Source organism: Microbacterium sp. SY138, from assembly GCF_039729145.1.
GTDB lineage: Bacteria > Actinomycetota > Actinomycetes > Actinomycetales > Microbacteriaceae > Microbacterium > Microbacterium maritypicum_A.
The window spans coordinates 3,456,855-3,483,547 of record NZ_CP155793.1; the positions used below are offsets into that span (position 1 = coordinate 3,456,855).

26 protein-coding genes and 1 pseudogene are annotated in these 26,693 nt (G+C 69.4%); 14 read left to right on the forward strand and 13 right to left on the reverse strand.

Features of this window, described 5'->3' with window-relative positions; all coding sequences use genetic code 11:
* Positions 1-36 precede the first annotated feature (36 nt).
* Positions 37-513 (forward strand): annotated as a pseudogene (locus ABDC25_RS16710) (NAD(P)H-binding protein); the annotation flags it as partial.
* A 34-nt stretch (positions 514-547) separates the two neighbouring features.
* Complete coding sequence (locus ABDC25_RS16715) at positions 548-940, forward strand: hypothetical protein (protein ID WP_347126033.1); 393 nt, start codon at positions 548-550, stop codon at positions 938-940.
* A 2-nt stretch (positions 941-942) separates the two neighbouring features.
* On the opposite strand, the gene hemE is transcribed toward ABDC25_RS16715, so the two are convergent.
* Entirely contained in the window at positions 943-1,965 is a 1,023-nt protein-coding gene (hemE, locus tag ABDC25_RS16720) for a uroporphyrinogen decarboxylase (RefSeq protein WP_347123740.1), read from the reverse strand.
* Positions 1,966-2,052: 87 nt separating this feature from the next.
* Here hemE and ABDC25_RS16725 point away from each other — a divergent pair, with 87 nt between their 5' ends.
* Genes ABDC25_RS16725 through ABDC25_RS16735 form a run of 3 tightly spaced genes read left to right on the forward strand, consistent with a single transcriptional unit; the run spans position 2,053 to position 4,374 of the window.
* Positions 2,053-3,348, forward strand: a complete 1,296-nt coding sequence (locus tag ABDC25_RS16725) for a glutamyl-tRNA reductase (protein ID WP_029258544.1) — start codon at positions 2,053-2,055, stop codon at positions 3,346-3,348.
* Between the two features lie 31 nt (positions 3,349-3,379).
* A complete protein-coding gene (locus ABDC25_RS16730) occupies positions 3,380-3,952 on the forward strand; it encodes an HhH-GPD-type base excision DNA repair protein (RefSeq protein WP_021198259.1) in 573 nt (190 codons plus the stop codon).
* Positions 3,949-4,374 (forward strand): DUF1801 domain-containing protein, encoded by a 426-nt coding sequence (locus ABDC25_RS16735; protein WP_021198258.1) that lies wholly within the window; start codon positions 3,949-3,951, stop codon positions 4,372-4,374. The genes ABDC25_RS16730 and ABDC25_RS16735 overlap by 4 nt, the downstream gene beginning before the upstream one ends.
* Before the next feature lie 129 nt (positions 4,375-4,503).
* Here ABDC25_RS16735 and ABDC25_RS16740 read toward each other — a convergent pair whose 3' ends face one another.
* Positions 4,504-5,652: an epoxide hydrolase family protein gene (locus ABDC25_RS16740; RefSeq protein WP_021198257.1), complete on the reverse strand. Its 1,149-nt coding sequence runs from the start codon at positions 5,650-5,652 to the stop codon at positions 4,504-4,506.
* Positions 5,653-5,720: 68 nt separating this feature from the next.
* Between ABDC25_RS16740 and ABDC25_RS16745 the strand changes: the two genes are divergently transcribed.
* The gene (locus ABDC25_RS16745; RefSeq protein WP_021198256.1) at positions 5,721-6,680 is read left to right on the forward strand and encodes a WYL domain-containing protein; all 960 of its coding nucleotides are present in this window, start codon (positions 5,721-5,723) and stop codon (positions 6,678-6,680) included.
* Positions 6,681-6,729: 49 nt separating this feature from the next.
* Here ABDC25_RS16745 and ABDC25_RS16750 read toward each other — a convergent pair whose 3' ends face one another.
* The gene (locus ABDC25_RS16750; RefSeq protein WP_021198255.1) at positions 6,730-8,115 is read right to left on the reverse strand and encodes a glycine--tRNA ligase; all 1,386 of its coding nucleotides are present in this window, start codon (positions 8,113-8,115) and stop codon (positions 6,730-6,732) included.
* Between the two features lie 115 nt (positions 8,116-8,230).
* On the opposite strand from ABDC25_RS16750, the gene ABDC25_RS16755 reads away from it, so the two are divergent.
* Positions 8,231-9,700: an oligopeptide:H+ symporter gene (locus tag ABDC25_RS16755; protein ID WP_347123744.1), complete on the forward strand. Its 1,470-nt coding sequence runs from the start codon at positions 8,231-8,233 to the stop codon at positions 9,698-9,700.
* A gap of 40 nt (positions 9,701-9,740) precedes the next feature.
* Here ABDC25_RS16755 and ABDC25_RS16760 read toward each other — a convergent pair whose 3' ends face one another.
* Positions 9,741-10,430, reverse strand: coding sequence for a GNAT family N-acetyltransferase (locus ABDC25_RS16760; RefSeq protein WP_029258551.1), 690 nt, complete (start codon positions 10,428-10,430; stop codon positions 9,741-9,743).
* A gap of 100 nt (positions 10,431-10,530) precedes the next feature.
* Here ABDC25_RS16760 and ABDC25_RS16765 point away from each other — a divergent pair, with 100 nt between their 5' ends.
* Positions 10,531-11,970, forward strand: a complete 1,440-nt coding sequence (locus ABDC25_RS16765; protein WP_347123746.1) for an MFS transporter — start codon at positions 10,531-10,533, stop codon at positions 11,968-11,970.
* 18 nt (positions 11,971-11,988) lie between these two features.
* Here ABDC25_RS16765 and ABDC25_RS16770 read toward each other — a convergent pair whose 3' ends face one another.
* The 5 genes from ABDC25_RS16770 to ABDC25_RS16790 all read right to left on the reverse strand — a co-directional run bounded on the left by ABDC25_RS16770 (position 11,989) and on the right by ABDC25_RS16790 (position 17,320).
* The gene (locus ABDC25_RS16770; protein ID WP_347123748.1) at positions 11,989-12,390 is read right to left on the reverse strand and encodes a hypothetical protein; all 402 of its coding nucleotides are present in this window, start codon (positions 12,388-12,390) and stop codon (positions 11,989-11,991) included.
* Positions 12,391-12,419: 29 nt separating this feature from the next.
* The gene (locus tag ABDC25_RS16775) at positions 12,420-13,385 is read right to left on the reverse strand and encodes a serine hydrolase (protein WP_136024119.1); all 966 of its coding nucleotides are present in this window, start codon (positions 13,383-13,385) and stop codon (positions 12,420-12,422) included.
* Positions 13,386-13,495: 110 nt separating this feature from the next.
* Entirely contained in the window at positions 13,496-15,460 is a 1,965-nt protein-coding gene (locus ABDC25_RS16780; protein WP_347123750.1) for a M13-type metalloendopeptidase, read from the reverse strand.
* A 10-nt stretch (positions 15,461-15,470) separates the two neighbouring features.
* The gene (locus ABDC25_RS16785) at positions 15,471-16,619 is read right to left on the reverse strand and encodes a HAMP domain-containing sensor histidine kinase (protein WP_029258557.1); all 1,149 of its coding nucleotides are present in this window, start codon (positions 16,617-16,619) and stop codon (positions 15,471-15,473) included.
* 2 nt (positions 16,620-16,621) lie between these two features.
* Positions 16,622-17,320 carry a response regulator transcription factor gene (locus tag ABDC25_RS16790; protein ID WP_347123752.1) on the reverse strand — a complete coding sequence of 233 codons (699 nt, stop codon included), beginning with the start codon at positions 17,318-17,320 and terminating at the stop codon, positions 16,622-16,624.
* A 167-nt stretch (positions 17,321-17,487) separates the two neighbouring features.
* Here ABDC25_RS16790 and ABDC25_RS16795 point away from each other — a divergent pair, with 167 nt between their 5' ends.
* On the forward strand, positions 17,488-17,943 hold the full coding sequence (locus ABDC25_RS16795) for a DM13 domain-containing protein (protein ID WP_347123754.1): 456 nt from the start codon (positions 17,488-17,490) through the stop codon (positions 17,941-17,943).
* The gene (locus tag ABDC25_RS16800; protein WP_167255322.1) at positions 17,940-18,437 is read left to right on the forward strand and encodes a DoxX family membrane protein; all 498 of its coding nucleotides are present in this window, start codon (positions 17,940-17,942) and stop codon (positions 18,435-18,437) included. The genes ABDC25_RS16795 and ABDC25_RS16800 overlap by 4 nt, the downstream gene beginning before the upstream one ends.
* Before the next feature lie 71 nt (positions 18,438-18,508).
* On the opposite strand, the gene ABDC25_RS16805 is transcribed toward ABDC25_RS16800, so the two are convergent.
* Entirely contained in the window at positions 18,509-19,060 is a 552-nt protein-coding gene (locus ABDC25_RS16805) for a DUF1992 domain-containing protein (protein WP_347123756.1), read from the reverse strand.
* 106 nt (positions 19,061-19,166) lie between these two features.
* Here ABDC25_RS16805 and ABDC25_RS16810 point away from each other — a divergent pair, with 106 nt between their 5' ends.
* Both ABDC25_RS16810 and ABDC25_RS16815 read left to right on the forward strand, forming a co-directional pair.
* Positions 19,167-20,489, forward strand: a complete 1,323-nt coding sequence (locus ABDC25_RS16810) for an MATE family efflux transporter (protein ID WP_021198243.1) — start codon at positions 19,167-19,169, stop codon at positions 20,487-20,489.
* Between the two features lie 140 nt (positions 20,490-20,629).
* Positions 20,630-21,007 (forward strand): hypothetical protein, encoded by a 378-nt coding sequence (locus tag ABDC25_RS16815; protein WP_031206665.1) that lies wholly within the window; start codon positions 20,630-20,632, stop codon positions 21,005-21,007.
* Between the two features lie 27 nt (positions 21,008-21,034).
* Here ABDC25_RS16815 and ABDC25_RS16820 read toward each other — a convergent pair whose 3' ends face one another.
* The gene (locus tag ABDC25_RS16820; RefSeq protein ID WP_347123759.1) at positions 21,035-21,715 is read right to left on the reverse strand and encodes a TrmH family RNA methyltransferase; all 681 of its coding nucleotides are present in this window, start codon (positions 21,713-21,715) and stop codon (positions 21,035-21,037) included.
* A 152-nt stretch (positions 21,716-21,867) separates the two neighbouring features.
* On the opposite strand from ABDC25_RS16820, the gene ABDC25_RS16825 reads away from it, so the two are divergent.
* Together ABDC25_RS16825 and ABDC25_RS16830 are read left to right on the forward strand one after the other, a co-directional pair.
* Positions 21,868-23,136: an Nramp family divalent metal transporter gene (locus ABDC25_RS16825; RefSeq protein ID WP_347123761.1), complete on the forward strand. Its 1,269-nt coding sequence runs from the start codon at positions 21,868-21,870 to the stop codon at positions 23,134-23,136.
* Between the two features lie 19 nt (positions 23,137-23,155).
* Entirely contained in the window at positions 23,156-23,455 is a 300-nt protein-coding gene (locus ABDC25_RS16830) for a hypothetical protein (RefSeq protein ID WP_029259448.1), read from the forward strand.
* Between the two features lie 31 nt (positions 23,456-23,486).
* Here ABDC25_RS16830 and ABDC25_RS16835 read toward each other — a convergent pair whose 3' ends face one another.
* On the reverse strand, positions 23,487-24,932 hold the full coding sequence (locus ABDC25_RS16835) for a Na+/H+ antiporter NhaC family protein (RefSeq protein ID WP_347123763.1): 1,446 nt from the start codon (positions 24,930-24,932) through the stop codon (positions 23,487-23,489).
* A gap of 85 nt (positions 24,933-25,017) precedes the next feature.
* Positions 25,018-26,631 (reverse strand): amidohydrolase, encoded by a 1,614-nt coding sequence (locus ABDC25_RS16840; protein WP_167255318.1) that lies wholly within the window; start codon positions 26,629-26,631, stop codon positions 25,018-25,020.
* Positions 26,632-26,693 lie beyond the last annotated feature (62 nt).

Sequence of the window (26,693 nt, forward strand, 5' to 3'; positions counted from 1 at the left end):
TTTAGCCGAGTAGCTAATGAGCGAAGGAGAGGCATCATGCGAGTTGCCATCACGGGCGGTACCGGTTTCGTCGGCAGGAACCTCGCCGAACGTCTCGACGATGCGGTCGTCGTCTCCCGTCGAAACGGCGTCGACATCACCGACGTCGACGCGCTGGCCTCCGCGTTCGAGGGGTGCGACGCCGTCGCGCACTGCGCCGGGATCAACCGCGAGATCGGAGAGCAGACCTTCCGTCGCGTGCACGTCGACGGCACGAGAGCCGTCGTGGAGGCCGCTCGCCGCGCGGGGGTGCAGCGCATCGTCCTCGTCAGCTTCCTCCGGGCACGCCCCGACTGCGGGTCCGGCTATCACGAGTCGAAGTGGGAGGCGGAGCAGATCGTGCGCGCCTCCGGCATCCCGCACACGATCCTCAAGTCCGGCATGATCTACGGCCCCGGCGACCACATGATCGACCACGTGACCAAGGCGGTGCGGACCCTGCCGTTCTTCTGGACCGTCGGATATCGCGAGCGCACGGCACGGCCGGTACCGGTCGAGGATGCGGTCGATGTACTCGTCGCCGCTCTCGAGGGCCGCATCGAGGAACCGACGATCGCCGTCATGGGGGGCCGACGAGATCACGCTCGGCGAGGCCATCCGCCGCATCGCCCGCGTCGCCGGACGCCGACCCGCCTTCGTCCCCGTGCCGACATGGATGGTGCGCGCGCTGGCGCAGGTGACGGAGTGGACCATGGTCGTGCCGCTCGTCGCGAAGGCCCAGGCGCGGATGCTCGCCGAAGGCGTGAGCGAACCCGCGCCGTTCGCTCCGGAAGCACCCCTCGGGATCCGGCCGTCACGCCCGTTCGACGATGCGCGCATCCGCGAAGCACTTCCGCAGGGACGCTTCACCCTCGACGACCTGCGGATCACGCACCGCCTGCAGCCGGCACGGAGGGCCTGAGGTCAGATCGTGTGCGCCAGCTCGACGATGCGGGTGAGCTGGTCGGGATCGGTCTCCGGAGGAACGCCGTGGCCGAGGTTGAGGATGTGGGCTCGCGCCGCACGGCCGCGCTCGACGACGTCGCGCACGTGGGCCTCGAGCACCGGCCACGGGGCTGCGAGGAGCGCCGGGTCGATGTTGCCCTGCACCGTGACATCCGGTCCGAGGATCGCGGCCGCTTCGTCGAGCGGCTGGCGCCAGTCGACTCCCACCCCGTCGGCCGCACCGTCGAGGCGCATATCGGCGAGGAACGGGCCGGTGCCGACGCCGAAGTGGATCGTCGGTAGACCGATGCCTGCAAGCGCCGCGTGCGAATGCGGGGCGACGAAGGCGCGGTAGTCGGCGGTGCTGAGGGATCCTGCCCAGCTGTCGAAGAGCTGGACGACCGAGGCTCCGGCGTCGCGCTGCGTCTCGAGGAAGCGGCGCGAGACCTTGGCGAGCCAGCCAGCCAGACGGTTCCACGAATCCGGGTCGGAGTGCATCATCGCCCTGGCCCGCAGGTGCTCCTTGGAGGGACCGCCCTCGACGAGATAGGCCGCGAGCGTGAAGGGCGCGCCCGCGAACCCGATCAGCGGGGTGTCGCCCAGTTCCGCCGTGACGAGACGGACCGCTTCGGCGATGGCCGTGCCGTCCAGGCCGTCCGGGTCGATCGCGGTGATGCGCTCGACGTCGGCTGCCGTACGCACCGGGTTCGCGAACACCGGGCCGCGACCGGGCTCGATCTCGACATCGACGCCGGCGAGGCGCAGCGGGATCACGATGTCGCTGAAGAACACGGCCGCATCGACCCCGTGGCGACGCACCGGCTGCAGCGTGATCTCGGCGGCGAGGTCAGGGGTGAGGCAGGCATCGAGCATCCTGGTTCCGACGCGCAGCTCGCGGTACTCGGGCAACGACCGGCCGGCCTGTCGCATGAACCACACCGGAGGGTGGGCAGGACGGTCGCCGGCGAGGGCGCGCAGGAGCGGGGCGTCGGAGAGGGCCATGCGTCCATCCTCCCATCCGCGCCTTATGGAGCCGCCGAGTTCGAAGGGTCGGACCCTCGCCCGCAGACGCTCCGGTACAATCGATCTGTGCTGCTGTGTGTGACGGCGAGTCACAAGACCGCCTCCTTCGAATTGCTCGAACGCCTGAGCCGCACCCCCGACGACGTCGCTCCCACCATCGTGGGCATGACGCCGTGCGTGCAGGGTGCGGTCGTCCTGGCGACGTGCAATCGGTTCGAGGCGTACGTGGAAATGGACGAACCGGTCACCGCCGCCGGCGCCATCGGCGTCGAGGCCGTGATCGAGGCGGTCGAGTCCGCGACCGGCATCTCCGCCGCCGACCTCGACGGCGCCTACACCGTGCACTCGGGTCGACGCGTTGCCGAGCACCTCTTCTCCGTCGCCTCCGGCCTCGAATCCGTCGTCTCCGGCGAGGGCGAGATCGCCGGCCAGGTGCGCCGCGCCCTCAAGTCGGCCCGCAAGGACGGCACCACCTCACCCGAGCTCGAGCGCCTGTTCCAGCGCGCCAGCCAGGCACAGCGCAAGGTCAAGAACGTCACCGCCCTCGGTCGTGCCGGCCGCTCGCTCGTGCGCCTCGCGCTCGAACTCGCCGACAGCCGCATCGCGGACTGGTCCGCCGAGCGCGTGCTTCTGGTCGGCACCGGCGCCTACGCCGCGGTCACTCTCGCCACGCTCCGCGAGCGCGGCGCCGTGAACATCTCGGTGTACTCGCCCTCCGGCCGCGCCGAGGTCTTCGCCGCGAAGCACGGCATCCGTCCGATCACCGCCGACGAGTACGCCCGTACCGCCGCACACTCGAGCCTGCTCATCACCTGTACCACGGCCACGGAGCCCGTGCTCGGCCCCGAGCATCTGCAGCTGCCGACAGGTCCCGCCGCAGCCGGCTGCCCCGTGGGCGCGCACAGCCAGCTGGTGGTCGATCTGGGCATGCCGCGCAACGTCGACCCCGCCGTCGCCTCCCTCGAGGGCGTCGCACTGCTCGACCTCGAGACCATCCGCCTGCACGCACCGCTCGAAGAACTGCAGGCGACGGATGCCGCTCGCAGCGTCGTCCGCGAAGCCGCAGAGACCTTCCATGTCGTGGGCGCGCGTCAGAGCGTGACCCCGTCGGTCGTGGCCTTCCGCTCGCACATCTTCGAGCTGCTCGAGCGCGAGATCGATCGCGCCCGTGCCCGCGGCGACGAGGACGGAAAGGTCGAACAGGCCCTGCGTCACCTCTCCGGCGTGCTGCTGCACACTCCGACCGTGCGCGCTCACGAGCTCGCCGCGGCGGGTCGTGCCGACGAGTTCACCGCGGCACTGGCCGCGCTCTACGGCATCGCACCCGAGGCTGAGTCGTCGGAGGACGCCGCCACCGCCTGACACGCGCACGCGTGGGTGGGACACTGGAGGCATGGCCCTTCACATCACCGGAGACACCGCCGCCGACGAGCTGCTGACCGACAATCCGCTCGCCCTCCTCGTGGGGATGCTGCTCGACCAGCAGGTTCCGATGGAGACCGCGTTCGCCGGTCCGCTCAAGATCGAGCAGCGCACCGGAGCAGCCGACGCCGCGACGATCGCCGGCATGGCACCGGACGAGTTCCTCGAGGCGTTCAAGCAGACTCCGGCCGTGCACCGTTTCCCCGGGTCCATGGCGACACGCGTGCAGACACTGTGCCAGACCCTCGTCGACGACTGGGACGGCGACGCCGCCACGCTGTGGACCGAAGGGGACCCGTCGGGGCCCGAGGTGCTGAAGCGACTGAAAGCCCTTCCCGGCTTCGGAGAGCAGAAGGCCAAGATCTTCCTCGCCCTCCTCGGCAAGCAGTACGGCTTCACGGGCGAGGGGTGGCGTGAGGCCTCCGCTCCCTATGGTGAGGACGGGTCGTACCGCAGCGTCGCCGACATCGTCTCGCCGGACTCGCTCGCGAAGGTGCGCGAGCACAAGAAGGCCATGAAGGCTGCGGCGAAGGCCTCGAAGTGAAACCCACGGGGGACGACGTCGCAGGGCTCATCGCCCGCTCCTCCCCCGCGGTCCGCCGCCGGGACGCCGAGACCCTGACCGCGCTCATGCAGGAGATCACCGGACGCGAACCGCAGACCTGGGGCACGATCATCGGGTTCGGATCCTGCCACTACCGCTACCCCACCGGCACCGAGGGCGACAGCGGACTGCTCGGCTTCGCCCCGCGCAAGGCTGCCACCACGATCTACCTGTTCGACGGCGTCGCCGCGCACAGCGAGGCCCTCGCGAAGCTCGGCCCGCACACCACCGGCGTCGGCTGCCTCTACATCAAGGACCTGGAGCAGATCGACCTCGACGTGCTGCGCGGCATCCTGGAGCGCTCACTGGCCTGGGTCGAGGCGGGTGGCACCCCCGAGGTGCAGCTCACCGTCACGGGCTGAGTCGCGTCGCGAGCATGCTCGCAGGGTTCGAGGTTCGAGACCCATGCTGCGCGCCGAGACCCATCCGCAGCAGCGTCTGCGCGGATGGGTCTCGGCGAGGAGCGTGGGTCTGGCCCGACGTGACAGGAGTCAGGCCTGAGCGGCGAAGAAGGTGCGGATGTCGCCGGCGAGCAGGTCGGGGCGCTCCAGAGCGGCGAAGTGCCCGCCCTCGTCGAAGCGGCTCCAGTGCACGATGTTGGAGTTGTCGCGTTCGGCGAAGACCCGGATCGTCTGGAAGTCGTCGGCGAAGACCGCGACTCCGGTGCGCGCGGCGTTGATGCGCGGCTCGGCGCCTTCGGCCGCGGCGTCGGCCCTGGCGTTCTCCAGGTAGCTGCGGCTCATGCCGGATGCCGCGTTCGCGAACCAGTTCACGCTGACCTCGAGCAGGATCTTCTCCAGCGGTACGAGGGAGGTGCCGTTGCCGAACGAGTTGAACAGCTCGCTGTAAGCCAGCAGCCCGACCGGGGAGTCGCTGATCCCCACCGACACGGTCTGCGGGCGCGAGGAGTTCATCGCGTTGTACCCGCCGACCGACTGGAACCACTGCATGTGCTCGAGGCCGGCGTAGTCCGCGGGCTCCAGCCTCTCGAACTCCGCCGGGTCACCGGAGGGGAACGAGAACAGCTGCAGCACGTGCAGTCCGAGGAAACCCTCCGGGTTCAGCAGTCCCAGCTCGCGCGCCACCATGGCGCCGTTGTCCGAGCCGTGGATGCCGTAGCTGTCGTAGCCGAGCCCGCGCATCAGCCGGTCGTAGGCCTGGGCGACCCGGGCGGTCGTCCACCCCGCAGAGGCGAGCGGCTGCGAGAAGCCGTACCCCGGCGCATCCGGGATGACGACGTCGAACGCGTCTTCCGCGCGGCCGCCGTGCGCCACCGGGTCGACGAGACGGTCGATCACGTCGAGGTAGTCGACCGCCGAACCGGGGTAGGTGTGCGCGAGCAGCAGCGGCGTCGCGCTCTCGTGAGCCGACCGCACGTGGATGAAGTGGATCGTCTGGCCGTCGATCTCGGTGGCGAAGTGCGGAACGGCGTTGATCTGCTCCTGAGCAGCAGCCCAGTCGAAGTCGCGCCAGGCGGCGATGGCCTCGCGCAGGTAGGAGTTGGGGGTGCCGGCATCCCAGTCATCCGTCGGCGACGGCTGCGGAAGACGGGTGCGGGCGAGGCGATCCTGGAGATCGGCGACCTCGGCGGCGGGGACCGAGACGGTGAAGGGGCGGAACGTGAGCGTCGTGTTTTCCATATCTCGAAGGTACGAGGGCATTAGGTTGGATCCGTTCCTAATGGATGAAGAACTTTCGAGGAGCTCTCATGGCTGATCCCACCGCGCGGCTGCTAGCCCTGCTGGCCCTGCTGCAGACCGGACCCGAGCGCTCCGGAACCGAGCTCGCCGCCCGGCTCGGTGTCTCCTCCCGCACCGTGCGGCACGACATCGAGCGGCTGCGCGACCTCGGATACCCGGTCGACGCCACGCGCGGATCCGTAGGCGGATACCGTCTCGGCGCGGGCGGCAAGCTCCCCCCGCTGCTCCTCGACGACGAGGAAGCGGTGGCGGTCACGGTCGGACTCCGCGCTGCAGCGGGCATCGCCGGGGTGGCGGAGTCGGGGGCCAGGGCTCTCGCCAAGCTCGAACAGGTGCTGCCCTCGCACCTGCGCCCCACGGTGGATGCGCTCCGCTCGAGCGTCGACCGCGCCCCGGAGAACAACGACACCGACGCGCCGGACCCGGAGGTCGACGCCGCGTCGCTGCAGGCCATCGCGAGCGCGATCCGCAACGAGGAATGGCTGCGCTTCGACTACGAGGGCGCGCCCGTGCTGGTCGAGCCGTATCGGCTGCTCACCTGGGTGCGGCGCTGGTATCTGGTCGCCCGCAACCCCGCGACCGACGAGTGGGGGACGTACCGTGTCGACTGGATGGAGCTGCGGATGCCGACCCATCGCCGCTTCGATCCCCAGCCGCTGCCCGGCGGCGACTACACGGCGTTCGCGATGCGGACCATCGCCGTGAGCGGGTGGATCGTGCACGCCCGGCTGCGCATCGATGCGCCGGCCGCGGCGGTGCTCGCACGGATCCACGCCGCGGTCGGGGTGGTCGAACCGGTCGACGACGAGCACTGCATCCTCGTCACCGGCGCCGACAGCCTCGACACCGTCGCCGCCTACATCGGGATGCTCATGATGGACTTCACGGTCGAGAGTCCGCCCGAGCTGATCCCGCGCCTGCAGCTGCTCTCCGAGCGCTACGCACGCGCGGTGGCCGGGAGCACATGAAAGACCCCGCCGGCCTGCATGAGGCCGACGGGGTCCGGATGCCGCGTGCTCAGGCGCCGCGCAGGCGCTCGGCCAGGTACGCGTGCAGCTCGTCGATCGAGACGCGTTCCTGCGCCATGGTGTCGCGGTCGCGCACGGTGACGGCACGGTCGTCGAGGGAGTCGAAGTCGACCGTGACGCAGAACGGGGTGCCGATCTCATCCTGACGACGGTAGCGGCGACCGATCGCACCGGCGTCGTCGAAGTCGACAGCCCACGAGCTGCGGAGCGTGTCGGCGACCTCGCGCGCGAGCGGCGACAGGTTCTCGTTGCGGCTCAGCGGCAGCACGGCGGCCTTGACCGGAGCCAGGCGCGGGTCGAGCTTGAGCACCGTGCGCACATCGGTGCCACCCTTGGCGTTGGGCACCTGCTCCTCACGGTAGGCGTCGACGAGGAACGCCATCATCGCGCGGGTGAGACCGAAAGACGGCTCGATCACGTACGGGGTGTAACGCTCGCCCGTTGCCTGGTCGAAGTACGTCAGGCTCTGGCCGGACGCCTCGCTGTGGCTGGAGAGGTCGTAGTCGGTGCGGTTGGCGACGCCCATGAGCTCGCCCCACTCCTTGCCGGTGAAGCCGAACTTGTACTCGACGTCGATCGTGCCGGCGGAGTAGTGCGCGCGATCGTCCTCCGGAACGTCGAACTGACGCATGTTCTCGGGGTCGATGCCGAGATCGATGAACCAGTTCCAGCAGGCCTCGACCCAGTGCTCGAACCACTCCTGCGCCTCGGCCGGCGGCGTGAAGAATTCGATCTCCATCTGCTCGAACTCGCGAGTGCGGAAGATGAAGTTTCCGGGCGTGATCTCGTTGCGGAACGCCTTGCCGACCTGGCCGATGCCGAACGGCGGCTTCTTGCGGCTCGCGGTGAGCACGTTCGAGAAGTTCACGAAGATGCCCTGCGCAGTCTCGGGGCGCAGGTAGTAGAGACCCGACTCGTCGTCGACGACGCCGAGGTAGGTCTTGACCAGACCGGAGAATGCCTTGGGCTCGGTGTACTGCCCCTTGGTGCCGCAGTTCGGGCAGGGGATGTCGGCGAGACCGTTCTCGGCCTTCCGACCCTTGCGCGCCTCGAAGTCCTCGATGAGGTTATCGGCGCGGAAGCGCTTGTGGCACTGCAGGCACTCGACCAGCGGGTCGGTGAAGGTCGCGACGTGACCCGACGCCTCCCACACGCGCTTGGGCAGGATGATGCTGGAGTCGAGGCCGACCATGTCGCCACGACCGCGCACGAACGTCTGCCACCACTGCCGGCGGATGTTCTCCTTGAGCTCCGTACCGAGGGGGCCGTAGTCCCAGGCCGACCGGGAACCGCCGTAGATCTCACCCGCTTGGAACACGAACCCGCGGTGGCGGGCGAGGGCGATGACCTTGTCGAGGCGGGACTGTTCGGCCATGGTGGCTCCAATGGTCGGATGCGGGAGGAAACCCGTGAACACGGGCACCTCATTCTATCCGTGGTTCCCGCGCGCTCCCTGGCCCCGGCGGCTGCGCCGGAGTAGCGTCCTGGGGATGAGCACTGCAGCGCGAACACCGCGGACCCGCGACGACGACACCCGGTTCTTCGGGCAACCGTGGGCCCTGGTGCACATCTTCGGCGTGGAGATGTGGGAGCGCTTCAGCTTCTACGGCATGCAGGGCATCCTGCTCATCTACCTGTACTTCTCGCTGACCGAAGGCGGCCTCGGCATCCCCAAGGCGATCGCGGGCGGCATCGTGGGCGCGTACGGAGGATCGGTCTACCTCTCGACGATCCTGGGCGCGTGGCTCGCGGATCGCCTGTTCGGCGCGGAGCGGGTGCTGTTCGTCAGCGCGATGGTGATCGTGGCGGGACACCTCGCCCTCGCCCTGCTCCCCGGAGCGGTGGGTGTCGGCGTCGGCCTGGTGCTCGTCGCACTCGGCTCCGGTGGACTCAAGGCCAATGCGACGTCGGTCGTGGGCAGTCTCTACAGCGCCGACGATCCACGACGGGATGCCGGGTTCTCGCTGTTCTACCTCGGCATCAACCTCGGCGCCTTCCTGGGTCCGATCCTCACCGGCATCCTGCAGTCCTCGCTCGGCTTCCACTACGGCTTCGGGCTCGCGGCCGTCGGGATGACGCTGGGACTCATCCAGTACGCGTTCGGCCGCACGTCGCTGCCCGCCTCGGCGCGGGAGGTGCCGAACCCGCTCCCGAAGTCCCGCTACCTTCTGGTCGGGCTCATCGCCGGTGGCGCGGTCGTACTCGTCGCCGTCCTGGTGCTGACCGGCGTGATCCGGCCCGACAACCTCGCCACCCTCGTGATCGGCGTCACGATCGTCGCCGCCGTCGCCTACTTCTCGGTGATCCTCGGCAGCCGTCGCATCGACGCCACCGAACGCTCCCGGGTGTGGGCGTTCCTGCCGCTGTTCATCACGAGCGTCGCATTCTGGTCGCTGTACCAGCAGCAGTTCACCGTGCTGACGATCTACTCCGACCAGCGCCTGGACCGGAATCTCTTCGGATGGGAGATGCCCGTGTCGTGGGTGCAGTCCATCAATCCGGTGTTCATCATCATCCTGTCCGGCGTCTTCGCGGCGATCTGGACCAAGCTCGGGAAGCGACAGCCCTCGACCCCGGTCAAGTTCGCGCTGGCCGCGATCATCATGGGATCGGCGTTCCTGCTCTTCCTGCCGTTCGCCGGCGGAGGAGCGAACTCCACGCCGCTGCTCGCGATCGTCGGGATCCTCTTCGTGTTCACCGTGGCCGAGCTGCTCATCTCGCCGGTCGGCCTGTCGGCGGCGACCAAGCTCGCGCCGACCGTGTTCCGCACGCAGATGGTCGCGCTGTTCTTCCTGTCGATCGCGCTGGGCACGGCGATCTCCGGCTGGCTCGTGCAGTTCTACGACCCGGAGAACGAGGTGCCCTTCTTCTCGATCCTCGGCGGCATCGCCATCGTGGTCGGCATCGGGCTGCTGCTCAGCGTGAAGCCCGTGCTGAAGCTCATGCGCGGGGTGCGCTGAGCGCTCCGCGTCCGCAGATCACGCGGTGAAGCGGATCCTCTCAGGCCGTGAAGAGGTAGCCGCGCGCGGTGTCGTACCCGGCGATCCGGAGGCCGCTGCCGAGCAGACCCTCCATCTGCGCACGCAGGCGCAGGCGCCACTCGTGAGCGGCCGCAGGATCGGAGACGCGCAGCGCCTCGATGTCGGCCGGGATCTCGAGGGTCTCCACGACCGTGTCGTCGGCCGGAGGCTTGGCGATGTCGGCGAGCGCCCACTCGACATCGAGGCGGTCGCTCTCATCGCCCGCGTCGCCGCCGCCGAAGATGCCGTAGCGGTTGACCGAGTAGCCGGTCGCGCGTGCGCCGAGCACGGTGAAGAAGAAGTGCGCGTTGCGTGCCACGAGCGGATCGAACACCCACGTGATGCGGCCGACGTCGCGGGAGAACGCCCACTGGCGCTGGTGCTCCTTGAGCTCGCGACCCCAACCGCGACCGCGGTATTCGGGGAGCAGGGCGGTGATGTGCGAGTGCATCGCACGGCGCGCGGGCTCGCCGAAGAAGGCGATGGAGGCGCCCACCATGCGCTCGTCGTCGCCCTCACCGTCGAAGAAGCCGACGACGTAGTTGCCCGACTGCTGCAGGGCACGCAGGGTTCCGGCATCCACCACGCGCTGCGGACCCCGGATGGAGTCGAGCAGGCCCTGCGCGTCGAGGATGAGTTCAACGGTGTCGAGATCACGGATGGTTCGCACGCACCCAGTCTGCCCCTCCTCGGCCCGTTCGAGGAATCGGAGGCGCGTATCGCATCCGCTGATCGACCCCGCACCGCTCGATCGCCGATAGCCTGAGCCGGTGGGTGCGAGTGACGACAGAGCCAGGAAGCGGCTCTCCCGCACCCCTCCCAAGTGGGCGATCGTCGCCGTGCTCGCCTTCGCGGGCCTCTGCTCGTCGTTCATGTTCACGCTGGTCGTGCCGCTGCAGGCCGAGCTGCCGCAGCTGCTGAACGCCTCGCGCGAAGACACGACGTGGGTCGTCACGATCACCCTGCTCGTCGCCGCGGTCGCCACCCCCATCTCGGGCCGCCTCGGAGACATGTACGGCAAGCGCCGGGTCGTGATCGCACTCCTCGCGATCCTGATCCTCGGTTCCGTGATCGCCGCGGTCTCCGGTTCGATCGTCGGCGTGATCATCGGTCGCGCACTCCAGGGTGCGGTGACGGGCGTCGTGCCGCTCGGCATCGCGATCATGCGCGACGTGCTGCCACCCGAGCGCCTCGGCACCGCCGTGGCCCTCATGAGCGCGACGATGGGCGTCGGTGGGGCGATCGGCATGCCCGTGGCCGCCCTCCTCGCCCAGAACGCCGACTGGCACATGCTCTTCTGGCTCGCGGCCGCCCTCGGTGCCGTCGGCCTCGCGCTGGTGCTCGCGGTGATCCCCGAGGACGTGCTGCGCTCCCCCGGCCGACTCGACGTGATCGGCGCCATCGGCCTCGCGATCGGCCTCACCGGCATCCTTCTCTTCGTCTCGCGGGGCGCGCAGTGGGGCTGGACCTCACCACTGACGCTCACGTGCATCATCGGCGGACTCGCGGTGCTCCTGGTGTGGGGCTGGTACCAGCTGCGCACCACGGACCCTCTGCTCGATCTCCGAGTCGCCGCGCGGCCGGCGGTGCTGTTCACCAACATCGCCGCGATCGGCATGGGCTTCGCGCTCTTCGCCTCGAACGTGACGTTCCCGCAGATGCTCGAAGCGCCGGCCACCGGTGGCGGATTCGGCCTCGACATGGTCGCCGCATCACTCGTGATCATGCCGGCAGGCCTGGTGATGATGGTGATCTCGCCGCTCTCGGGCTGGCTCGAGCGCACGGTCGGTCCGCGCCCGCTGTTCACGGTCGGCGCCACCGCGATCGTGCTCGCCTACGTGTTCGTGCTGCTGTGGTCGAGCGAGGTGTGGCACGTCCTCATCGCGAACCTGCTGATCGGCGTCGGGATCGGCTTCACGTTCGCCGCGATGCCGATGATCATCATGCGTTCCGTCCCGGCCAACGAGACCGGAGCGTCGAACGGGCTGAACGCGCTGTTCCGGTCGATCGGAACGTCGGGAGCCTCAGCCGTGATGGGTGGCGTCCTGGCCGCGATGAGCATGGACATCGACGGCGTCGCCGTTCCCACCAGGGCCGCGTTCGAGGTGTGCTTCTGGCTCGCGATCGCCGCGGGGGCGATCGCCATGGTGCTGTCGCTCTTCATCCCGAGGCAGCGCGCAGCGGAGCAGCATCCGTCACTGCCCGACTGAGCCCGTCAGCGACCCACCTCAGCGCGCGATCGTGCGCGAATCCGGGTCGTCCTCGCGCGGTGGGCGCAGCCGGTCCGGGATCGGCCACGACAGGATGAACTGCGTGGTCGCTGGACGGGTCATATCGCCGAAGTCGTCGATCTTCACCACGATCCGTCCCGGAGCACCGTGCTCGTCGGGAGTCACCTCGAGGATGCGCACCTGCAGCGGGCGCTCGTCCTCGCCGTCCAGCATCCACGGGTCGGCGAGCCAGGCGATGCCGTGCTGTTCGAGAGCAGCCTCGGCATCGAGCCACTCCGCGGGAGCGGAGACGGGTCGCCCGAGAACGTCGACGGGCACCCACTCGTCCCCATCGGGGTGGATCCATCCGAGCAGCTCGCCGTCCTCACGGCGGTGCGGGGTCCAGTCAGATCGCGGCATCCCTCGATGCTAGCGAGGGGGCCCCTGGGTCAGTGCGTGTACTCCATGAGCTCGACGCCGAGCACGCGGAAGGCGTCGTGCGCACGCAGGCGATGCGTGATCGAGAGGTCGTCGAAGCACACGATGAGCGAGTAGGCGACCCCGGCGCGAGGACCGGCGAGCACACCCGCCTCGGCGCGCACTCCACGATCGCGACCGGTCTTGTTCACGAACAGGAGGCCGTGCGCATCGTGATCGTGCGCGAACGGGTCGAGACCCGTGGAGGCTGCGACCAGGCTCAGATCCTGGTTGAGGCTCAGCCATTCCGACACCTGCGCGCTGACGGCGGCGTCGACCACCTGCGAGTTCACCAGAGCGGAGAAGAGCCCGGCGAGCTCCCGCGCGGATCCCACGGCGACCTGCGGGGCGTCGTCGGGCCCGCGGCGGTCGCGGAAGCGGTCGAGCAGCGCGGTGCGACGCAGCCCGAGCGATTCGATGCGCTCGCGCACCCGATCGTGTCCGACCCGCTGCAGCAGCGCGTTCACCGCGATGGGATCTCCCGCGGTCGCCGCCATCACGGCGAGGTCTTCGAGGGGCAGCGCCGGCGCATGCAGATGACGCCACAGTCCCGAGGTCTCCACGGCCTCGACACTCTCGCGCTCGACGATCTCGAACGGATCGAGAGCACCGCTCTGGAAGCCCGCAGCGACCTCGATCAGGAGCGGCACCACTCCGAGGCCCGCGATCGGCATCGTGACGTGGTCGTCGCCGGCAAGCACGTGCACGTGGTTGTCGAGGTCGACGACGTGCACCGAGACCTGCGCACCGGAATCGACGAGCCCCTCCAGCGAGCGGAGGGTGGCCGTGAACGACCGGCGTCCGGCGGCGGCTCGTCGCGGGAGTCGACGGCTGGTGCGCTGGGAGCGGCGACCCGCGCCGGATGCCTCCGGGGCGCCGTCGAGGGACTCGGGGGCCGAGGAGTTGCGGAAGCCTTCACCAGGCTCGAGAGCGCCCACGCTGATCCTTAGGGGGGTGGATGTGCGGGATACCGAGGGGAGACGCTCCCCAGCGGCAGGGCTATCGTAACCCCACCGCCGGGGGATGCTTCACAGAGTGCGACGATTGGTCACCAGATGGTCACTCGCGATGCCGCGGGCAGCCAGAGGGCGTCGGTCTCGCTCACTCCGAACGCCTCGTAGAAGGCGTCGATGTTGCGCACGATCTGGTTGCAGCGGAACTCGTTCGGCGAGTGCGGGTCGATCGTCAGCAGGCGCAGCGTCTCGGCATCCCGGCTCTTCTGCTGCCACACCTGCGCCCACGACAGCAGCAGGCGCTGCACGCCCGTGTACCCGTCGATGACCGGGGCCGCCGCGCCGTCCAACGACAGCTCGTAGGCCTTCAACGCGATGCCGAGTCCGCCGAGGTCGCCGATGTTCTCGCCGATCGTGAGCGCGCCGTTCACGTGGTGCTCGGCATCCAGCCCCTCGGGGACGAGCGCGTCGTACTGCGCGATCAGGGCCTTCGTGCGTTCCTCGAAAGCCGAGCGGTCGGCATCCGTCCACCAGTCCTGCAACCGGCCGTCGCCGTCGTAGCGGCTGCCCTGGTCGTCGAATCCGTGGCCGATCTCGTGACCGATGACCGCCCCGATGCCCCCGTAGTTCGCGGCGGCGTCGCGACCGGCGTCGAAGAACGGGTACTGCAGGATCGCTGCGGGGAACACGATCTCGTTCATCGACGGGTTGTAATACGCGTTGACCATCTGCGGCGGCATGTGCCACTCGGTGCGGTCGATGGGCTTGCCGACCTTGTCGACGTTGCGGTCGTGCTCGAAGATCGATGCGCGACGCACGTTGCCGAACAGGTCGGCCCGGTCGATCTCGAGGCTGGAGTAGTCGCGCCACACCTCGGGGTGTCCGATCTTCGGGGTGAACGAGTCGAGCTTGGCGAGCGCGCGCTCGCGGGTCTCGGCCGTCATCCACTCGAGCTCGGTGATGCTCTGGCGATACGCCTCGATCAGGTGCGCGACCAGCTCGTCCATCGCGGCCTTCGCCGTCGGCGGGTAGTGCCGCTCGACGTAGACCTTGCCGATCGCCTCGCCGAGCGCGCCCTCGGTGAGCGAGACGCCGCGCTTCCAGCGCTCGCGCATGGTGGGAACGCCGGTGAGCTCGGTGCCGTAGAACGAGAAATTCTCCTGCACGAGATCATCGGTCAGGTACGGAGCCGCCGCGTGCACGACCTTGGCACGCAGCCACGCCTTCCAGTCGTCGAGGCGCTCGGGCGTCAGGAGCGAGCCGAGCCCCTCGAAGAAGCTGGGCTGCGAGACCACGACCTCATCGAAGGCCGCCGGGTTCGACGGCGAGACCGCCTCGCGCCACGGGGTCAGGTCCACCCCGGCGAGCGCCTGCAGTTCGTCCCACGTCTTGAGGTTGTAGGTGGCCACCGCGTCACGGCTGCGCACGTTGTCCCAGTGGTGCCCGGCGAGCTCGGTCTCGAGCGCGATCGCACGGTCGGCGGTCGTCGCGGCGTCGGCGACGCCGGCCAGGCCGAGCAGCCGCTCGAGGTGTGCACGGTAGGCGGTCCGGGTGGCGGCGAACGTGTCGAGGCGGAAGTAGCTCTCGTCCGGCAGCGACAGACCCGCCTGCACGAGCACCGGAAGGTAGCGCTCGGGGTTGCCCGGGTCGCCGTCGACGTACAGGCCGATGACCGATGCACGGCCGTCGCGGTCGTAGGTGCCGACGGTGCGCAGGAACGAGGGGATGCCGTCGATCGCGTCGATCTCGGCGAGGGTCTCGGCCAGCGGCGTCACTCCGGCGGCATCGATGCGCTCGGTGTCCATGAAGCTCGCGAACAGATCGCCGATCTTACGGGCGAGGGTACCCTCCTCGGCGTCCTGCGACTCCTCGATGATCGCGCGCACGTCTTTCTCCGCCTGCTCGGCGAGGAGGTGGAACGAGCCCCAGCGCGCCTTGTCGCCCGGGATCTCGGTGCGGGCGAGCCACGCCCCGTTCACGTGACGATAGAGGTCGTCCTGCGGGCGGATGTCGGAGCTGAACTCATCAAGGGCGAGGCCCACGGGAAGAACGTCAGTCATGCGCTCCAGCCTATGACCCGCCTCCCCCGAACGGCAGGAGCACGTTCATGCGGAACCCCTCGTCGGTCCGCTCGGCGAAGACCTCTCCGCCGTGCGCACGCGCCAGGCCGCGCGCGATCGACAGGCCGAGACCGGCCCCGGAAGCCACGCCGTCCTGGTCGATCGGGGCCGTGCGGGCCGCGTCCTCGCGCCAGCCGACGTCGAACATGCGGTCGAGATCCTCCACCGCGACACCCGCGCCGTGATCGAGGATGCCGAGCACGAGGCGGTTCCGCTCGACCTCGGTGGCCGAGATGACGATGTCCGTGCCGCGCGGCGCATGTCGGATCGCGTTGGTCAGCAGGTTGACGACGATCCGTCCGAGCTGATGCGGGTCCGCCCAGAGCACGTGACCGCCCACGCCGCGCTCGACGATGCGCACGCCGTGGCGATCTGCGGCGGCCGCGACGTCGGCGACCGCATCCGAGACCACGTCGAGCAGCTCGACCTGCTGGGTCTGCAGCTGCACGGCTCCCGAGGTCAGCGTCGACAGCTCGAAAAGGTCGTCCACCATGCGGCTCATCGTCTCCACCTGCACCCGCACCTGCCCGGCGAAGCGCTCCGGAGCATCGGCCGCGCCGTCTTCGATCGACTCGGCGAGCGCACGGACCGCCGTCAGGGGCGTGCGCAGATCGTGCGAGATCCAGGCGAAGAACCGCCGTCGCGCCGAGTCCAGCCGCTCCAGCTCGGCATTCGCGGCATCGACCTTCGCCGACACCTCGGCGAGCCGTACCGACAGATCGTCCAGCTCGCGCGATCCTCCCTGCTCGGCGACGATCACACCTCCGCGGCCCACCTCGTCGAGCGATGCCGACAGACGATCGAACGACGAACGCATCGCCCTGGCCACCACCCAGGCAGTCGTGATCCCGAGCACAAGGGACACCCCGATCACCACGAGGAGCACGGTCAGGTCGTGCGTCGAGATGTACATCTCCAGCGAGATCGCAACGACCGAGGCCGCCATCGTGACGACCCCCGCGCTCGCGACCAGCATCAACTGCGCGCGGACAGAGCGACGGCGCAGCACTCGCAGCACGGCGAGCGTGAGCGCCGCGACGCAGACCGCCACGAGCAGGCACGTCATCACGATCAGCAGCACATCGGCCCCGGCGAGCATGATCACGAGTGATCCCCCTCTGCCGAGAAACGGTATCCGACGCCCCACTCCGTGCGCAGGTGGACGGGGTGTCGCGGATCCGCCTCGATCTTCTCCCGCAGCCGGCGCACGTGCACGGTGACCGTCGAGGCCTCGCCGAAGCTCCAGCCCCAGGCTTCGCGGAGGATCTCCTCGCGACCGAGCGGGCGCCCCTCGTTGCGCACCAGGAAGTGCAGCAGGTCGTATTCACGACCGGTGAGGTCGATCTCCTCGCCGCGCACCCACACGCGCCGACGGAGCGGATCGATCGCGAACACGCCGGCACGCACCTCGCCGACCGCGGCCTGCGTCACCTGCGAGCGCCGTACCAGCGCACCGACGCGCATGAGCAGCTCCCGCAGCGAGAACGGCTTCGCGAGATAGTCGTCGACGCCGAACTGGAAGCCCTCGATGCGGTCCTCCACCTGTCCGAGAGCGGTGAGAAGCATGATGGGCACGTCGGAGAACGAGCGCAGATCACGGCACAGCTCATCACCGCTGATGCCCGGGAGCATCCGGTCGACGATCACCACGTCCGGGATGCTCCCGCGCAGCGCCGTCCGCGCCGAGACACCGTCGCCGAAGCTGGAGACCGCGTAGCCGTGGGCGCGCAGATAGGCACCCACCGCCTCCCTGACCGTGGGGTCGTCTTCGACCACGACGACCTCGGCTGGCTCCTGCATGGGGTCGACACTAGTCGCGCGATGCACGCCCCCGGCCGGTTCCTTACAGTCTTGAAAGGTCTTCTCCACCGGCGTCTGCGCGTTCGTAGCGTTCATCGAAGTGCGATCCGCCGCGGCATCCGTCGCTCCGGGCACAGAGTCGCACACACAGTGAACTGGAGAATCTCATGCGCAAGATCGCTCTCGCCGCCACCGCGGCCCTCACCCTCGCCCTGGCCCTGTCGGCGTGCAGCTCGCCGGCTGCAACGGAAGACGCCAAGCCCTCGTCTTCGGCGTCGCAGAGTGCCGACTCCGGCATCTCGACCACGAAGATGGACATGGCCGAGAAGACGGGCACCTTCGCGGGCCTGAACGACAAGAAGGTGTCGGGCACCGTCACCGTGACCGACGACGAGATCGCCCTGTCCGGGTTCTCGTCAGATGAAGGCCCCGATCTGCACGTCTACCTCACGAACGGCACCGATGAGGCCGCCGTCTCTGCGGGCATGCTCGTGGATGCCGTCTCGTTCGACACCGCCACCCAGACCTTCACGCTCGACGGCGTCGACACCTCGGAGTACTCCTACGTCGTGATCCACTGCGACAAGGCGAAGGCCGTGTTCGGAGCAGCCGAGCTCTCATGATCGGATCGCGACCCGCAGGCGTCCTCACCCTCTCGCTGCTCGGCGCCGGGGCCAGGGTGGCGGTCGGGGTGCTCTGGCTGATCGAGGGCATCCTGAAGTACCGGGCCGGATTCGGAGCGGCCGACATCGAGCTGGTGGCGCAGAGCACGGAGGGGAACCCTCGGGTGCCGTGGTTCTTCGAGCCGCTCGCGTCGTTCATGGGCATGGCGCCCGGTGTGTTCGGCGTGGTGATGCCCGCTCTCGAGGTCGCTCTCGGCGTGCTGCTGGTCGCAGGATTCCTGACCAGGATCGCGGCTTTCCTGTCGATCGGGACGCTCATGCTCTATTGGAGCGCGGATCAGCTGATCGCCCAGTACCCGGCGATGGTCGTGCTCTCCGCAGTCGTGCTCCTCCTCACCGTCTCCGGACGATTCGGGATGGACGGATGGCTGCGCGCTCGTCGGCGCGAAGCGACCGAAGCGACTGCTGCGACTTCCGGTCTGTGGGAGGCCTGAAGCGTCGGCAGAGCCCGACCGTTCAAACGGGGACGCGGGTGCGGCCGGGTGGGGGCCCGGTCGCATCCGTATCAGCCGCGGCGTCGCAGGGAGAAGCGGCGGCGTCGCGGCTGCTCGGCGGGCGCGGCCTTCGGGCGCGCCGCCCGACGCCCGGCCCAGGCGGCCACCTCGGCGTCGACGTCACGCGGCGAGGTGACCACGGGCGGGCCGCCCTGCAGCTGGCGGCGCGCTTCCCGCACTCGCCGATTGAAGTCCTCGAGGACGTCGCGCACATCGGACTCGCGCCCCAGCAGGTCGAGCTGATCGTCCAGCTCCCGATCCTCGGTGCGCAGCAGGATCGCCGGCGGACCGAGACCGGTGAGGTTCTCGGTCTCGATCTTGCGACGGATCCACCAGTCCGGGTCGTGATGGGTGCCGAGTCCTTCGAGAGGCTTGCCCGCACCGGGAAGGTCGTCGAACTCCCCCCGGCGGATCGCCACCTGGATGGCCGTCTCGATGAATGCGGCACGATCGACCGCCGCGGCGATCCCGGGCGGCGTGCCCGACTCCTCGTCGCCGTCCACGCTCTCGCCGTGCTGTCTGCTCGCGAGATATCGTGCGGCCGCTTCTCTGGGATCCGTCATGATGCACCTCCGTGGCATCCGAGCTCCCCTCCACCCTACGACGACCGCCACCGCCCGGATCGGGCCCGCAGCCGGTGAGGTCGGCCCCAGGTCATAGGCTCGGAGGATGACCGCGCGCGCCTCCCTCAATCGAGAGATCCTGCGGCTCGCCGTCCCCGCGCTCGGCGCACTGATCGCGGAGCCCGCCTTCCTGATCGTGGATGCCGCGCTCGTCGGGCATCTCGGGACCACTCCGCTCGCCGGGCTCGGCATCGCGGGGGCTGTACTCCAGACGATCGTCGGACTGATGGTGTTCCTGGCCTACTCGACGACCCCGGCGGTCGCTCGCCGCTTCGGGGCGGGACAGCCCGGCGAGGCCGTCTCCGTCGGCGTCAACGGCATGTGGCTGGCGCTCGGGCTCGGCGCCGTGCTCGCGGTGATCGGCGCCGTGTCCTCCCCCTGGTTGGTCTCGCTGTTCGGGGCGAGCGAAGCCGTTTCCGCGCAGGCGAACGAGTACCTCGTGATCTCGATGTGGGGCTTGCCGGCGATGCTCATCGTGTTCGCCGCGACCGGTCTGCTGCGCGGCATGCAGGACACGATGACGCCGCTGTGGATCGCGGGGCTCGGATTCGGGGCCAACGCCCTGCTCAACTGGCTGTTCATCTACGGACTCGGCTGGGGCATCGCGGGTTCTGCGGCGGGCACCGTGACCGCGCAGTGGGGAATGGTCGCCGCCTACGTGCTGGTGGTGCGCCGCCTCGCCACCCGGCACAGCGCCTCGCTGCGCGCACAGGGCGCAGGCATGCGCAACACCGCGACGTCGGGCGGCTGGCTGTTCCTGCGCACCGTGAGCCTGCGCGTCGCACTGCTCGCGACCGTCGGCGTCGCCACCGGCATCGGCACCGACGAGCTGGCCGGGTGGCAGATCGTCTTCACGATCTTCTCCGCGGCCGCCTTCGCCCTCGATGCACTCGCGATCGCGGCCCAGGCCCTCATCGGCAAGGAGCTCGGAGCCGGGGACGAGCAGCAGGTGCACCGTGTGCTGGCCCGCACCGTCGCGTGGGGCGCCTGGTTCGGCGTGGCCGTCGGCGGGCTGATCGCCGCGCTCTCGGGCGTGCTCGGCATCGTCTTCACCGGATCGGCGGAGATCGCAGCGCTTGTGCAGCCGGCACTGCTCGTGCTCGCCGTGGCCCAGCCGATCGCCGGTGTCGTCTTCGTGCTCGACGGCGTGCTGATGGGCGCGAACGACGCCCGATACCTGGCGATCGCCGGTGGTCTGAACCTGGTGCCGTTCCTGCCCGCGCTCTGGATCGTCGCCGCCACCGGGGTCGACGGCACCGCCGGTCTCGTCTGGCTCGCGGTCGCCTTCTTCGGCGTCTACCTGCTCGCACGGCTCGGCACCCTGGGGTGGCGGGTGCGGTCCGGTCGCTGGCTTTCGGCCACCGTCTGACGCCGCCGCCGCGTCCGGCTGTTCCTGCACGGACATCGACGATCGCGACTTCTTCACAACCGCTGGAATCCGCGGAATACTACGTCGCCTGCCCCTGGCGCCCTCGACGATGATCGGGGGACACTGAAGGGATGCTGGGGATGACCGAACCACAGGTCTGGACACTGATCGGCGTCTTCGCCGCGGGGATGTTCGGCACCATCACGCTGATCTCGACGATGTTCCTGCGCACGATGCAGAACGGGTTCGACGGCGTGCGCACGGAGATGCGGAATGAGTTCGCGAGCGTGCGGACCGAGATGCGAAACGAGTTCGCGAGCGTGCGGACGGAGATGGGAAACGAGTTCGCGAGCGTGCGGACCGAGTTCCGGAACGAGTTCGCGAGCGTACGCACGGAGACGGGCAGCGAGTTCGCCGGCGTGCGCACGGAGATCCGGACGGTGCATGAGCGCATGGATCACCTCGATCGCGACGTGAACGCGATCTACCGTCATCTCTTCGGCATCGACCGCGGGTGACGCCGGGCACTGTCGAGATGGCGAGGGTCAGGCCGCGTATCTCCGGCACCACTCGTACATGATCACGGCGGCCGCGGCACTGGCGTTGATCGAGCGCGTCGAGCCGTACTGCGTGATCTCGATGTGGGCGGAAGCGGCGGCGAGCGCCTCGGCGGAGAGCCCCGGGCCCTCCTGGCCGAACAGCAGCACGCAACGCTGCGGCAGGTCGGCCCTGTCGACGGGCACTGCGCCGTCGACGTTGTCGACCGCGATGATCGGAACCCCTTCGGCCGCGGCCCAGGCGGCGAACGTATCGACGTCTTCGTGATGCACGACGTGCTGGTAGCGGTCGGTGACCATCGCCCCGCGCTTGTTCCAGCGGCGGCGGCCGATGATGTGCACGGTGTCGGCGAGGAACGCGTTGGCGCTGCGCACGATCGACCCGATGTTCATGTCGTGCTGCCAGTTCTCGATCGCGACGTGGAACGGGTGTCGCTGGGTGTCGAGGTCGGCGACGATCGCGTCCATGCGCCAGTAGCGGTAGCGGTCGATCACGTTGCGGGTGTCGCCGGTGGCCAACAGCTCCCGGTCGTACTCCGCACCTTCGGGCCAGGCCTCCTCGCCGCCGGGCCAGGGCCCGACGCCGTAGCCGGGTTGAGCGATCGACCCGGTGCTCACCGCGCCCACGGGGGCATCGGGACTCGTGCTGTGCGGGGCGGCGTCATCCATCCCGCCAGGCTATCGCCGTCGCATCCCCGTTCGAATCGCGCAACAGGCTCCCTCCGGGCCACTTTTGCAGCAATCCACGCGCTTCGAAAGATATTTAGGTACACCGAAAAATACGCTACGGTTTCGGTGTGCCTAAAAATTCCCCTGTCCCGATGACGACTGCTGCCACGCCCCCCGCCCGCGCCCCTCGCAGCCTGTGGTTGCTGGGCCCCGCCCTCGTGGCGGGCGTCGCCTACCTCGACCCCGGCAACGTCGCCAGCAACATGACCGCAGGAGCCCAGTACGGGTACCTGCTGGTGTGGGTCGTGCTCGCCGGCAACGTGATGGCGTGGCTGATCCAGTACCTCTCAGCGAAGCTGGGCGTCGTCACCGGGCAGAGCCTTCCCGAGGTGCTGGGGGCGCGGCTGAAGCGTCCATGGGCACGCCGCGCATACTGGCTGCAGGCCGAGCTCGTCGCGATGGCCACCGACCTGGCCGAGGTCATCGGCGGCGCGGTCGCCCTGAACCTCCTGTTCGACGTGCCGCTGCTGCTCGGCGGCCTGATCACGGGTGCCGTCTCCATGATCCTGCTCACGGTGCAGAGCCGGCGCGGCGCCCGTCCGTTCGAGTTCGTGATCATCGGCCTCATGGCGATCATCACGATCGGATTCGTCGCGGGAGTGTTCGTCGCCCCGCCGGACCCGGCGGGGGTCATCGGCGGGATGGTCCCCCGTTTCGAGGACACGGGCTCGGTCCTGCTGGCCGCGTCGATCCTCGGCGCGACGATCATGCCGCATGCGATCTACGCGCACTCCTCACTCGCCCGCGATCGCTTCGGCGCCTCGACCTCTCACGCCGGCGACGAGGCGGTGCGCACCGAGACCTCGCGCATCCGCCGACTGCTCACCGCCACCCGATGGGATGTCTCCATCGCCATGGTGATCGCGGGATCCGTCAACCTCTGCATCCTGCTGCTCGCCGCCGCGAACCTCGCCGGCGTCGAGGGCACCGACTCGCTGGAGGGCGCACATGCCGCTCTCGCCGCCGGACTCGGACCGGTGGTGGCGACGTTCTTCGCCGTGGGACTGCTCGCCTCGGGACTGGCATCGACGTCGGTGGGCGCCTACGCGGGGGCGGAGATCATGCACGGACTGCTGCATGTGCGCATCCCGCTGCTCGTCCGGCGCCTCGTGACGCTGATCCCCGCGCTCGTGATCCTCGGCATCGGCTTCGACCCCACCCTCGCGCTGGTCCTCAGCCAGGTGGTGCTCTCCTTCGGCATCCCGTTCGCGCTGATCCCCCTGGTCGTGCTCACCGCGCAACGACGCACCCTGGGGGCCTGGGTCAACCGGCGATGGACGACGGCTGCGGGGGTCATCGCCTCCGTGTTCCTGATCGCGCTCAACGGCGCCCTGCTCTGGCTGGTGCTGACGGGAGCGTGAGCCCGGATAGGCTCGAACCATGTCTGCCGAGAACGCCCGTCGCAACGTCCGCATCCTCACCTGGATCGGCTTCGCGACCGGCGTCATCGGCGGCCTGCTGATCGCGTTCCCGACGGTCATCGGGTTCGGCAGTCCGTGGGTGCAGCTCGCCTTGGGAGTCGCCACGCTCGTACTGGCCTTCCGGGCCCGCAAGATCGGCATGGCCGAGGTCGAAGGGTTCGACGGCCGACTCTCGCTGGCCGCCGCCCTCCTCGGATTCCTCGTGCTGTTCTTCGCCGGCCAGGCCGCGTTCGGCATCCTCGTCGCCGTCGCGAACTGACTCCTCGCCGTCGCGAACCGACTCGTCCCGCCTACGCCGTGACGAAACCCGTCACCAGGTAGAGCACGAACGACAGCCCCGCGGCGATGCCCGCATAGGGCAGGATCGCGAGCATGAGGTTGATCGGCTTGATGCCGATCGATCGCGACGCGAGGATGATGCCGTCGCCGTAGAGGCAGGTGGTGCTGCCCAACGCCGCCCCGGAGAACACCGCGGCGCCCGCGAGGATCGGATCGGCACCGAGCGCGAGCGCCAGCGGGAGCACGACCGGGGTGATCACCGCGGCGAGATCCCAGAACGACCCGGTCGCGTACGCATAGATGCCGCACACCGCGAACACGATCGCCGGCAGCAGCGCCGGGGTGAGCACGGGCTCGGTGACCTGGATCACGAACTCGGCCAGCTGCAGGGTGATGTTCATCTCCTGCACCATGAACGCGAGGACCGTCAGGATCATCACGAACAGCATGCTCTCGATGCCCTCGAGCGCGGCATCCAGCACCCCACGGATGCGGAGTCGGCGCTGCACGAGCACGATCACGATCGTCACGGCGAGAGACGCGGCGGTGCCGGCGACGACGTTGGCGTTCGTCGCGATCGTCACTCCGACGAGCACGGCCATGGCGATCAGGAAACCCCACGGCTGCGGCTTGCGGTCGGTCTCGGTCGAGGTCGCGAGCGCCGTCGCGACACGCTGCGCGGTCGAGCCGTCGGGGTCGTCGGCCTTCAGCTCGGCCAGGAGCGCCGCGCCTTCGGCCCGTCGCTCGTCGTCGGTGGTGCCGAGCGGGAAGACGTCGCCGTCCCGCTCCGCCCGGATCGCGTCACGCTTGATCGCGCCGAGCTTCGGTAGCCAGCCGATGCTCATGAGAAGCGCGACGGCGAGAGCCGCCCAGCCGAAGAAGATGAAGGGGATCGCCTGCAGGTAGGCACCGAACCCGGTGCCTCCGACCGTGACCCCCTGCGCCTCGAACAGTCCGGAGAAGAACAGCGCCCACGTCGAGACCGGGATCAGGACGGCGATCGGCGCGGCCGTCATCTTCATGATCGCGCCGAGCTGCGTGCGCGGCACCCGGTAGCGGTCGGTGACCTGCTTCATCGACGTGCCCGTGGTGAGCACGTTCAGGTAGTCGTCGACGAACAGCACGACCGACAACAGGAACGTCAGCACCATCGACTTGCGGCGGGAGGTGACGAACCGCTCGGCCCAGTTCGCGAAGTCGGTCACGATGCCGGACTTCTCGAACAGCATCATCAGGATGCCGAACAGCGCGACGATCAGCAGCAGCCACTGCGCCGTCTCGTTGGAGAGGGCTTTTCCGGTGTATTCGACCCAGACGTCGAAGCCGCCCCAGCCGCCGAGGATCAGTGCCCCGGCGACGGTGCCGCAGAACAGGGCGAAGAGGGTGCGTCTGGTGGCGACCGCGACGATCAGGATCACCACGATCGGGAGGAGCGCGAGAGCGCCGAATTCAGGCATGGGAGTCACCTCAGTGTGAAGGGGGGGGGTACGAATCCGAAGGGAGAGCGCGGGAAGGTGCGGGAGGGTGCGGTCGAGCCCGGGGTCAGGGCTCGGTGCCACCGACGACGGTCCCCTGCACGGGGAGGTCGGGGAGGTCGTCCGGGGAGACGTGCAGCGGGTTCTCCGCCCACACGGCGTAGTCGGCCCGGAACCCGGGGGCGATGCAGCCGAGGTCGGCATCTCCCTGGGCCCGGGCGGCGCCGACGGTGTATCCGTGCAGCGCCTGGTACGGGGTGAGCACCTGGTCGGGCTCGAAGACCGGGGCGTCGGGGTCGCCCGGGCGGCGGCGCAGCATCGACCACGCGAGGCCGATGCGGGCATCGTTCTGCGCGATGGGCCAGTCCGACCCGAGGGCGAGGGGCGCCCCGGCCTCCCAGTAGTCGCGCACACGCCAGGCGCGAGCCGCACGCACGGGCCCGAGCCTGCTCGACCAGTCATCCGAGCCGTCGGCCTTGCGCCACTGCATGTGCAGGGGCTGCATCGAGGCGGTGATCCCGGCTGCGGCGATACGGGCCACGTCGCGGTCGGTCGTGGTCTCGAGGTGCTCGATGCGGTGCGGAGCTCCTGCGGCGCTGCGCACCCCGGCCGCGAGATAGGCGTCGACAACTTCCCCGACGGCCCGGTCGCCGATCGCGTGCGTCGCCACCTGGAATCCGGCCTCGGCGTATCTGCGCACGGTGCGGGCATAGGCGGCCGCGTCCTTCCAGAACGGCTCCAGGCCCGCGCCCGCGCTGTCGGGTTCGTGCAGCCAGGCGGTGCCGGTCTCGACCACGCCGTCGGCGTAGAGCTTGACCACGCCCCCGCGCCACCGGTCACCACGGCGGTCGCGCATCGCGAGGTTCGCGGCGGTCCGATCCTCGTCGAAGCCGGGCTCGTGGTCGATGGCCGAGACGATGCGGATCGGCAGCCCCGGCCCCTGCTCCAGGGCGTCGAGCAGTGCGAGCGTGGCGAAGCCGCCATCCATGATCGTGCCGCCGGTGAGGCCGGAGTCGCGCAGGCCGCGCAGCAGATCATGGCCGACCGCGAGGGTCTGATCGCGGGTCAGTGCCGGGGCGCTCAGTCGCACGGGCTCATAGGCGCCGAGCTCGCGCAGTTCCCCGGTCGGGCGGCCATCGGCATCGACGACGACGCAGGACGAGTCCTCGAACTCGCGTGCGCGGGTGATGCCCGCACGCTCGAGCCCGGCACGACTGGCGAGGGCGGTGTGGCCGTCGAACACGATCAACAGTGCGGGGAGTCCGCGCACCGCATCCTGGATCGCCTCCGCCGTCATGGGCAGCTCGTGGAACACGTCGTAGTCGAGGTTCCAGCCGCGCACCCACGGGTCGGCATCTTCGGCGAGCGCACGATCGGCCTCGGCGCGCAGCGCGGTCAGCAGCGCCGCGCCGGTGGTGAGACCGCCCAGGTCGATCCCGGCCGTCAGCTCGATCCCCTGGATCGGATGCAGGTGCGCGTCGATGAGGCCGGGGGTCACGGTCGCGCCGCCGAGGTCGCGCACGACGGTGCGGGGCCCGCGCAGCTCGCGGACCAGGGCATCGTCACCCACGGCGAGGAAGCGACCGTCACGCACCGCGAACGCGGTGGCATGCGGGCGGCGCGGGTCCATCGTCACCACGTGCGCGCCGGTGACAATGGTGTCGGCGTCGAAACCGGTCATGGCTGTACCTTCGTCGGTATTGGATCCTTCGGTATTGAAAGAGTTTCAATAAAATACCAGAC

What these genes read in the sequence shown, in the direction of transcription:
- ABDC25_RS16715 (WP_347126033.1), top strand. Translation starts at nt 548, where the DNA reads ATGTACTCGTCGCCGCTCTCGAGGGCCGCATCGAGGAACCGACGATCG.
- ABDC25_RS16750 (WP_021198255.1), bottom strand. Translation starts at nt 8,115, where the DNA reads ATGGCCGAACAGTCCCGCCTCGACAAGGTCATCGCCCTCGCCCGCCAC.
- ABDC25_RS16730 (WP_021198259.1), top strand. Translation starts at nt 3,380, where the DNA reads ATGGCCCTTCACATCACCGGAGACACCGCCGCCGACGAGCTGCTGACC.
- hemE (WP_347123740.1), bottom strand. Translation starts at nt 1,965, where the DNA reads ATGGCCCTCTCCGACGCCCCGCTCCTGCGCGCCCTCGCCGGCGACCGT.
- ABDC25_RS16805 (WP_347123756.1), bottom strand. Translation starts at nt 19,060, where the DNA reads ATGACGGATCCCAGAGAAGCGGCCGCACGATATCTCGCGAGCAGACAG.
- ABDC25_RS16745 (WP_021198256.1), top strand. Translation starts at nt 5,721, where the DNA reads ATGGCTGATCCCACCGCGCGGCTGCTAGCCCTGCTGGCCCTGCTGCAG.
- ABDC25_RS16780 (WP_347123750.1), bottom strand. Translation starts at nt 15,460, where the DNA reads ATGACTGACGTTCTTCCCGTGGGCCTCGCCCTTGATGAGTTCAGCTCC.
- ABDC25_RS16840 (WP_167255318.1), bottom strand. Translation starts at nt 26,631, where the DNA reads ATGACCGGTTTCGACGCCGACACCATTGTCACCGGCGCGCACGTGGTG.
- ABDC25_RS16820 (WP_347123759.1), bottom strand. Translation starts at nt 21,715, where the DNA reads ATGGATGACGCCGCCCCGCACAGCACGAGTCCCGATGCCCCCGTGGGC.
- ABDC25_RS16835 (WP_347123763.1), bottom strand. Translation starts at nt 24,932, where the DNA reads ATGCCTGAATTCGGCGCTCTCGCGCTCCTCCCGATCGTGGTGATCCTG.
- ABDC25_RS16800 (WP_167255322.1), top strand. Translation starts at nt 17,940, where the DNA reads ATGATCGGATCGCGACCCGCAGGCGTCCTCACCCTCTCGCTGCTCGGC.
- ABDC25_RS16770 (WP_347123748.1), bottom strand. Translation starts at nt 12,390, where the DNA reads ATGCCGCGATCTGACTGGACCCCGCACCGCCGTGAGGACGGCGAGCTG.
- ABDC25_RS16825 (WP_347123761.1), top strand. Translation starts at nt 21,868, where the DNA reads ATGACGACTGCTGCCACGCCCCCCGCCCGCGCCCCTCGCAGCCTGTGG.
- ABDC25_RS16755 (WP_347123744.1), top strand. Translation starts at nt 8,231, where the DNA reads ATGAGCACTGCAGCGCGAACACCGCGGACCCGCGACGACGACACCCGG.
- ABDC25_RS16830 (WP_029259448.1), top strand. Translation starts at nt 23,156, where the DNA reads ATGTCTGCCGAGAACGCCCGTCGCAACGTCCGCATCCTCACCTGGATC.
- ABDC25_RS16785 (WP_029258557.1), bottom strand. Translation starts at nt 16,619, where the DNA reads ATGCTCGCCGGGGCCGATGTGCTGCTGATCGTGATGACGTGCCTGCTC.
- ABDC25_RS16740 (WP_021198257.1), bottom strand. Translation starts at nt 5,652, where the DNA reads ATGGAAAACACGACGCTCACGTTCCGCCCCTTCACCGTCTCGGTCCCC.
- ABDC25_RS16815 (WP_031206665.1), top strand. Translation starts at nt 20,630, where the DNA reads ATGACCGAACCACAGGTCTGGACACTGATCGGCGTCTTCGCCGCGGGG.
- ABDC25_RS16795 (WP_347123754.1), top strand. Translation starts at nt 17,488, where the DNA reads ATGCGCAAGATCGCTCTCGCCGCCACCGCGGCCCTCACCCTCGCCCTG.
- ABDC25_RS16810 (WP_021198243.1), top strand. Translation starts at nt 19,167, where the DNA reads ATGACCGCGCGCGCCTCCCTCAATCGAGAGATCCTGCGGCTCGCCGTC.
- ABDC25_RS16790 (WP_347123752.1), bottom strand. Translation starts at nt 17,320, where the DNA reads ATGCAGGAGCCAGCCGAGGTCGTCGTGGTCGAAGACGACCCCACGGTC.